General features: G+C 38.9%; 12 protein-coding genes and 1 pseudogene. 6 read left to right on the top strand and 7 right to left on the bottom strand.

Going from position 1 to position 6891, the window contains the following annotated elements:
- The 5 genes from ACFIJK_RS08555 to ACFIJK_RS08535 all read right to left on the bottom strand — a co-directional run.
- Positions 1-457 (bottom strand): phage tail protein (locus tag ACFIJK_RS08555; protein WP_375627497.1); only part of this gene is annotated, 457 nt, incomplete at its 3' end.
- Complete coding sequence (locus ACFIJK_RS08550; RefSeq protein WP_375626976.1) at positions 457-1284, bottom strand: baseplate J/gp47 family protein; 828 nt, start codon at positions 1282-1284, stop codon at positions 457-459. The genes ACFIJK_RS08555 and ACFIJK_RS08550, both read right to left, overlap by 1 nt.
- Positions 1281-1622 (bottom strand): GPW/gp25 family protein, encoded by a 342-nt coding sequence (locus ACFIJK_RS08545; RefSeq protein ID WP_004856773.1) that lies wholly within the window; start codon positions 1620-1622, stop codon positions 1281-1283. The genes ACFIJK_RS08550 and ACFIJK_RS08545 overlap by 4 nt, the downstream gene beginning before the upstream one ends.
- Positions 1619-2308 carry a phage baseplate assembly protein V gene (locus ACFIJK_RS08540; RefSeq protein WP_375626974.1) on the bottom strand — a complete coding sequence of 230 codons (690 nt, stop codon included), beginning with the start codon at positions 2306-2308 and terminating at the stop codon, positions 1619-1621. Before ACFIJK_RS08540 ends, ACFIJK_RS08545 begins: the two co-directional genes overlap by 4 nt.
- Positions 2289-2837, bottom strand: coding sequence for a hypothetical protein (locus ACFIJK_RS08535; RefSeq protein WP_375626973.1), 549 nt, complete (start codon positions 2835-2837; stop codon positions 2289-2291). Before ACFIJK_RS08535 ends, ACFIJK_RS08540 begins: the two co-directional genes overlap by 20 nt.
- 75 nt (positions 2838-2912) lie before the next feature.
- On the opposite strand from ACFIJK_RS08535, the gene ACFIJK_RS08530 reads away from it, so the two are divergent.
- The 4 genes and pseudogenes from ACFIJK_RS08530 (at position 2913) to ACFIJK_RS08515 (ending at position 4057) form a co-directional block, all read left to right on the top strand.
- Positions 2913-3212, top strand: a complete 300-nt coding sequence (locus ACFIJK_RS08530) for a BrnT family toxin (RefSeq protein ID WP_375627496.1) — start codon at positions 2913-2915, stop codon at positions 3210-3212.
- Positions 3199-3471, top strand: coding sequence for a CopG family antitoxin (locus ACFIJK_RS08525; protein ID WP_012754724.1), 273 nt, complete (start codon positions 3199-3201; stop codon positions 3469-3471). The genes ACFIJK_RS08530 and ACFIJK_RS08525 overlap by 14 nt, the downstream gene beginning before the upstream one ends.
- Before the next feature lie 38 nt (positions 3472-3509).
- Positions 3510-3716: pseudogene (locus ACFIJK_RS08520) on the top strand (toxin-antitoxin system HicB family antitoxin); the annotation flags it as partial.
- A gap of 44 nt (positions 3717-3760) precedes the next feature.
- Positions 3761-4057: a HigA family addiction module antitoxin gene (locus ACFIJK_RS08515; RefSeq protein WP_004861504.1), complete on the top strand. Its 297-nt coding sequence runs from the start codon at positions 3761-3763 to the stop codon at positions 4055-4057.
- A gap of 45 nt (positions 4058-4102) precedes the next feature.
- Here the strand turns inward: ACFIJK_RS08515 and ACFIJK_RS08510 are convergent, their stop codons facing one another.
- The gene (locus tag ACFIJK_RS08510; RefSeq protein ID WP_375613925.1) at positions 4103-4381 is read right to left on the bottom strand and encodes a hypothetical protein; all 279 of its coding nucleotides are present in this window, start codon (positions 4379-4381) and stop codon (positions 4103-4105) included.
- A complete protein-coding gene (locus tag ACFIJK_RS08505) occupies positions 4378-5118 on the bottom strand; it encodes an antA/AntB antirepressor family protein (protein ID WP_375627495.1) in 741 nt (246 codons plus the stop codon). Before ACFIJK_RS08505 ends, ACFIJK_RS08510 begins: the two co-directional genes overlap by 4 nt.
- A gap of 408 nt (positions 5119-5526) precedes the next feature.
- Here ACFIJK_RS08505 and ACFIJK_RS08500 point away from each other — a divergent pair, with 408 nt between their 5' ends.
- Together ACFIJK_RS08500 and ACFIJK_RS08495 are read left to right on the top strand one after the other, a co-directional pair.
- Positions 5527-5892 carry a helix-turn-helix domain-containing protein gene (locus tag ACFIJK_RS08500; RefSeq protein WP_375627498.1) on the top strand — a complete coding sequence of 122 codons (366 nt, stop codon included), beginning with the start codon at positions 5527-5529 and terminating at the stop codon, positions 5890-5892.
- A 3-nt stretch (positions 5893-5895) separates the two neighbouring features.
- Complete coding sequence (locus tag ACFIJK_RS08495; RefSeq protein ID WP_375627494.1) at positions 5896-6441, top strand: ImmA/IrrE family metallo-endopeptidase; 546 nt, start codon at positions 5896-5898, stop codon at positions 6439-6441.
- Positions 6442-6891 lie beyond the last annotated feature (450 nt).

Here is a 6891-nt window from a genome sequence, read left to right as displayed (position 1 = left end):
CTTGCACATCATAACCATAGGTCCCACGGCGAAAATCAGAGCGCAAACTTTTGGAAAGGTCGGTAATCGCTTCAATGACTTCAAGGCTTTTGCGTTCAGGCAACTGAACAAAATCAAGTTGAAAGGAATTCCACCATACCCGCCCCGTCCAGGCGGGTTGAAAGCGTGCCGAAATCCCTAGCCATTCAAGCCCCATCTCTATTGCCGCAAGGGAGCCGCGCAAGCGCTGCCATTGAAGCCCTTGATCAATCAAATCATAGAGGTTTGGAACATAAGGCGTAAGCTCTCCAAGCCCGTATTCTTCAATCAACCACGGTAAGAAACGGGGAGGGCGTGTGATCAGTTTTGCGCGTGAAATCCCCAAAACAGAACCATCAATATCTTGATGAAAATCGCAAGCATCGGCAAGGCGCTTTTCAAATTCTGTTGCGTTTGTGGGAAGGAGGGAACCAACCATTAGCGCGCACGCCCTTTGAAGTTTAAGGTGATTTTTCCAATCGATAAAACTTCTTCATCACAAACCATACTGTCTTGTGTTGGTGTAATGGCGATCACTTTCTGGACACCAGCAATCATTAATTTTGAAATCCACCACGACAAACTTAATTCACGACCAATGGCTTGTTCTTGTCTCCACGCTGCTCTTAAATTTGTTTCCATTGTTGTGAGAATTTTCAAAGATGTTTCTGGTAACAGCCAAACATCTGCCTCTAAATCCAGCACTTTTTTGACAGCAGCGTGAACAATGATTGTATCATTGGTCATGATGATATTTTTTCTGTGCAGAGCTTCTGAGACTGTTTGTATGAGATCTTCAGAGGCCGTTCCTTCTTCATTGTTGCCAAAAAGAGCAACATAGATGGTTGGGTCTTTGCCTTTACGGTAAACAATCGCATCCTTAACACGACTATCTGCTGTTAAGGCTATAAGCTTGTAATAGGGCTCTGTCCCGCTACCATTGCCACCACGGGCATGAAGCTCTATGCGTTCACGATATCTCTCGTCACTTTCACCCTCCATGCGGGCAAGACCATGCCAGTTTCCCAAAGCGTCAAGAGATTCACCGGTTGCAAAATCAAGAATGTTGTTGCGTGCCGCCTCGTTAATACGCTGTCTTAAAAGCAACTCTCGATAGCTAAAAGCCTCAATGACTTTTACAGCCGGATCACTTTCAAGAATGGTATATTCCGGCAAAAGCTCTTTTAAATGGGCAAGAGCAGCAGCGCGTATTTCCTCAAAAGAAAGTTCTGTGATGATTTCCGGTTTTGCAAGTACTCCATTCATTTTATCAGTAATCCTTCCATGGTAATGGGCTTGCCGGATGGCAAATAAATGCCTTCAAAGGACAAAGAAACTTGTCCAGCATCAACCATTTTAAAATCAATTTTTTTCAATTTAAAACGCGGTTCCCATTTGTCTAAAGCCTCAGCAACAGCAGCATAAAGGGCAACAGCAAAAGCATTATTAACCGGTGCATCAATGAGTTCTGCAACACGTGAACCATAATCACGCCGCATTACACGCGAACCAATCCGCGTTGACAAAATATCAAGGATTGATTGGCGTAAATGATCAATTCCGGTTAATGGCTTTCCTGTTGTACGGTCCATTCCACTGTTCAATTGGGACCTCCTGTCATCGAGCCACCAGGGGAAACACCACCATGAACATGTGTTGCTCCTACATTGGTACCGTTATGCTTTAGTCCACTTGAGTGAATGGAAACATTATTCCCAGAATGAAGAGAGAGACTATCATTCGAATTCAGTGAAATGCCATCACCAGCCTTCAAAGAGATGCCGCCTTTTGCGTTTAAATTTATATCGCTTTTTGAAACAATCTTTATGCCTTCCGGTGCCGTAAGCTCTAGCTTGCCACCATCACCTTTTAGTGACACACCATCAGCGATTGTCAGGATAAATTTTCCGCCGGATTTGATGTGAATTCCATAAGTGTTTTGTTCATCATCATATTCAAGGCTGGTTCCATCAGGATATATAGTTCGGTGAATGCTGCCTTTATCGGCTGCTTGATTAGCATCGGTGTGAAGTGAACCAACAATCACCCCTTGTGATAAATCCCCTGATGACGAGATAACAACTACTTGCTCTCCGATATCACGCCCTTCATAAGAGCGTGTTTTACCGGCGCGGGCTTGTGTATCTGGAATCCAGTCACTGACAAGATTGCCACTTTTTACCCGATAGCGTGCGTTTTTATGGTCGACATGGCTAATTTTTCCCACCACAACCATATTGGCCACACGTCTCTTTAGATCTGTGATTTCTTTATCGCGCCGCTCTAACATGTCCACCTTCAATTTTATGGTATTTATCTTTATTTCTCACGCCTGTTTCTGGTTCAAAGCTTAAGAAAGGTTCAACGAGTTTTGCTGTTACACTGCCTTCTTCTTCATCCATGTTGGGGATATTTGTCACATAAATGACTTCAAAGGTTAAAATCGCACCATGGAGCGCTAGGGCGCCATTATCACCAAAGGCAAAAGCAATATTTTGCAGGCGGCATGTCTCAACTGTGTTGTTGAGATTGGGATTAGCGTAGAAAACCTCCTCAACTTCCCATGCCAATTGGTCAACAAAACGTGCTCCATCTTCACATGTCGCATAACATTCAACATCTAGCGTTAAAACACGCCGCCTTATTCCATAATCATAGCCATCTTCAATCGTTTCACTTTGTGTTGAGATATTAATTGCAGGCGTGTTCTCAGGGGAGAAGTTGAAATCACGCATATTGAAAACATTGTCACCAGCTGCCGTCTTTGCTGCCTTTATCAAAGCAACAAAGCTTTCCCTTATCGTTTCTCTCGGATGCATGAGTGTTCCTGTTTAAACAGATTGATTTTAATCATTTTTATTGTATTTGTGGATACATTTTGATATACATACGTTATGGTAGCAAACATCAAAGTTCATGGCATAAATTGGGATGATGGTAACTGGCCAAAATGTGCCAAACATGGAGTTTCTAAAAAAGAAATTGAGTATTTATTCACTAAACCTGGAAATCTCGTCATAAAGCATGACCCCAATATTAAAGAAGAGCGTTTCAGAGCCATTGGAAGAAGCTATAATGAAAGATATATATTTTTAGTTTTTACCTTAAGAACAATAAAGAATGAACTGTTTGTGCGTCCTATTAGCGCTCGTTATATGCACCAAAAGGAGATTGATTTTTATGAAAACCTCTAAATTAAAACAAATGCCCGTTTTTAAGACGGATGAAGAAGCAGAAAACTTTGTTGATACTGCAGATCTTACTGATTATGACTTAACTGGTTTTAAGCCTGTTCATTTTGAATTCTTACCTAAAGAAGCCTCTATGAATATTCGCTTACCTCAAGCACTTATGAAGGCTTTAAAGGAAAAAGCTAAAAATCAAGCTATCCCTTACACACGCTATGTTCGACATCTCATCGAACGAGATTTACGAAAAAGCCATCGTAATTGACCAATATCCTCTGTAGAGGATATAAGAAAGGATGAAACATGAACAATAATCATTATACATATCGTGTTTTGTGGTCGCAAGAAGATGAGGAATATGTCGGATTGTGTGCAGAATTCCCATCCCTTTCATGGTTAGATGCTCAAGCAGAGAAAGCTTTAAAAGGCATTATGGACCTTGTTTCAGAAGTTGTTGAGGACATGCAACATAATGGAGAACAACTTCCAATACCTTTGTCACATGGCAAGTGAAGTTGAAATCGTAGATTATCATTGATCTGTAGGAGGTCGAGATGAAAAATTATATAGCGATTCATCCCGGAGAAATTTTACGAGAGGAATATTTAAAAGAATATGCTCTCTCTGCTTATGCTCTTGCAAAAGCATTAAATGTTCCACGCACGAGAATAGAACGTATTGTTGCTGAAAATAGTCCAGTGACTCCCGATACTGCTCTCAGATTAGCCTATTTTTTTGATACTACTGCTGAATTTTGGCTCAACATGCAAGCTGCTTATGACGTTAGTATCTTACAAACTGAAAAAGCAGACGAATTTGCCAAAATCAATAAATTTGAATGTAGGGTTTAACCACCTCCCCATCTTAAGAACGGGGAGGGGAGTTCTGTTTTTAACTTAAGCAACCTTTTTAATGGGAGGCTCCAAATTTGGTTCGTAAGCTTTCAATAAAGGTAACATAACTGTAGGAAACTCTGAATCGCCAAAATCTGTTAGAACTGTTAAGATTTTAAGTATATTTGGCACCTCATCTTGAAGTTTGAAAATCAAAGCTTTTTCTACCAAACTCATGATGTTAATCAGAGCTGTACACTCTTTTTCATTAATATTTTCATCATTAGAAAACTGATATAAAGCTATCCATAAATCGCATAAGAAGTCGATACTGGTGTTCATTGTACACCTCCATGGATTTGTTCTCTCAAACAAGCTAATCCTCTAGATGTGATTTTTGTTGAAGGCAGCACCTTTTCTGTACCATCCGGTCTTTGAATGGTAATAGCGGGACAATCCATGAATCCTTTCTTAATTTTGTCTTGATAAGGTAATAGTGGCGTCCCTGGAGCACGTCGATATACCCAATCATGTTTACGCAAGTAATCAGTTAAGTCCTTTGGTCGTACCTCTAACATCTTTGCTGCTTCAATAAGACCAAACAAACCATCAGAGCGTTTTAAACCTTCCAAAGCTTCTGCTTTTGGAGTCAATTTAGCAATGGTGTTATCCTTTTGCTCGATTTGACTTTGTAAGTGATTCAAAACACCAAGTAATGCTTCGGGTTTAGAGTAGTCAACTTGTGGGGTTGCTACTTGTTTCAAAAGCCGTTCACATTTGATAAAGTATAAACGAGCCTCTCTACCTTTCTTATTATTCTCAAGCATAGAGAGCTCTTTGGCTACACTTAAAGTTAGATGATAATCTTTAGAGGGACGACCACCTTGGAGGTTTTCCCCAAAATTGGTGAAAACTAAATAATCCTGATTTTCTAATAAATTATATTTGTTGATGCGATATTTAATCCAAGTAGAAAAATCTTTACCTACTTCTAAAAACGCATGCAAATCACGAGCGTTAACAGTTTGAACAGTTTCCTGATCAATAACCTGTTCTCTAATTTCTATAAGAGTATTCATAATGAATTCCTTATGGTTAGATGTTTTTGATTGACACTCTAAGAAGAGTGCCGGGTGCTCAAAAACACGGCCATAAGTCCGTCGTTACGCTTTTCCCAAAAGGGTATTGTATAGCGTAACCACACCCGACAATATTATTATACGCATGTAGCATATAATGAGTCAAAGTCTTTAATGTATAGAAGACTGATTATTTCGGTAACCAATCCGCTTATGGTTTAAGGTGTTTTTGAGGCACCTGATTCGATTATTCATACTCCTGTCACAATGTCAAGCCACTTTCGATAATTTTTAAATTTTTGCTATTGGCAATTTGTAATTATTGTAAAAAAAGAGTTGATTTATACCTTAAGATAAAATATATTCAACTTATTAAGATTAATTATCCGTCCTTTGGAGTTCTATTTGATGCTTACATCCTTTGGTAAAACCTTACGGAAACTCCGTATTGATCATGCAGAACGCCTTTTAGATATGGCTAAAAAATTAGATATATCTGTAGCATTTTTATCTTCTGTTGAGATTGGCAAAAAATCTGTACCTGTTGGTATGGAAGAAAAGATCATAGAATTATACGATTTAGATCAAGATATGGCTTCTCTCTTAAGACAAGAGGCTGATGCTTGCCGCAAAAGTTTTACAATAAAGTCTTCTAATTCATCCACAGGTGAACTTGTTGGTATGTTTGCTAGAGTTATAGATAACATTTCTCCAGAAGATGTAGAAAAAATGAAAAAATTAATGAAACAGATAAAAGAAAAAAAAGGTAAGTAGAAGGTGAAGAAAAGCATTGATTACGAAGTTCCTCCTTATAGTTGGGAGAAAATTGGTTTTTTTACTGATTTACTTCGAAAAGAACTGAAATTGTTAGATTACCAAGCTTTCCCAGTTATGGATTTTGCTGAATACATTTTGCCTACTATGAGACCAGGATATTGTTTACATATCGCAGATGAGGAAGAACTTGGAAATGTGGGTGGTTTAACAGACCCGCAAGGCAAATTCATTGTTTTAAGAGAGGATATTTATAAAGATGCGTACGATGATAATGGTCGCGCAAGATTTACAGTTGCTCATGAACTTGGTCATCTTTTTTTACATACAAATTTACCTTTTCAACGCGTAGTCAATTCTCATGAAATACCTGTCTATCGCAGTGCAGAAAAACAAGCTAACCAATTTGCTGCTGAGCTTTTAATGCCACGTTCAGGAATGTCAAGATTTAAGACTCCAAGAGAGGTAGCTAATTTCTATGGAGTTTCATTACAAGCAGCAGAGATTAGGATAAATTACATGACAAATTATTTTAAATCACAACAATAATGGGTTTGAGTTGCAGCTCAAACCCATAAAGAGTTTACGTTAGGTTATGGTTCGCTGACGTAAAACCAGACAGGAAACAGAAAAATGCAACCTGTAACAACAAGCGGAATTGTATCATTGTAAATGTTTCCTGTCTAGGTCAATTCACCTTAAAAGGAGTCTTTATGAGAAATAAAGACAAAAAAACGTACGTTTTTCGTACATGGCGTAGATGTCCTTATACAGGTCAAAAACTTTACGCAAAACACTATGGGCGAAAGGCTTGGCGTATTCCAATAAGTAGGTGAAACACAGAAGGGGGATAATTTATTCCCCTTCTGCATCTCAGAAATATAATCAAAATTGCTTTTTAGATGAAGATTCATTACGCAGAATAAGCTTATACATACTAGATTCTGAGGCTTGGACATCTGTGACAGTGAAGTGCTCTTGAGAAGAGGGCGCTTTGCT

Origin of the sequence: Bartonella sp. PS17NMGDW (assembly GCF_042193555.1) — a bacterium.
Taxonomy (GTDB): domain Bacteria; phylum Pseudomonadota; class Alphaproteobacteria; order Rhizobiales; family Rhizobiaceae; genus Bartonella; species Bartonella grahamii.
This window is presented reverse-complemented; position numbering and strand designations above follow the sequence as displayed.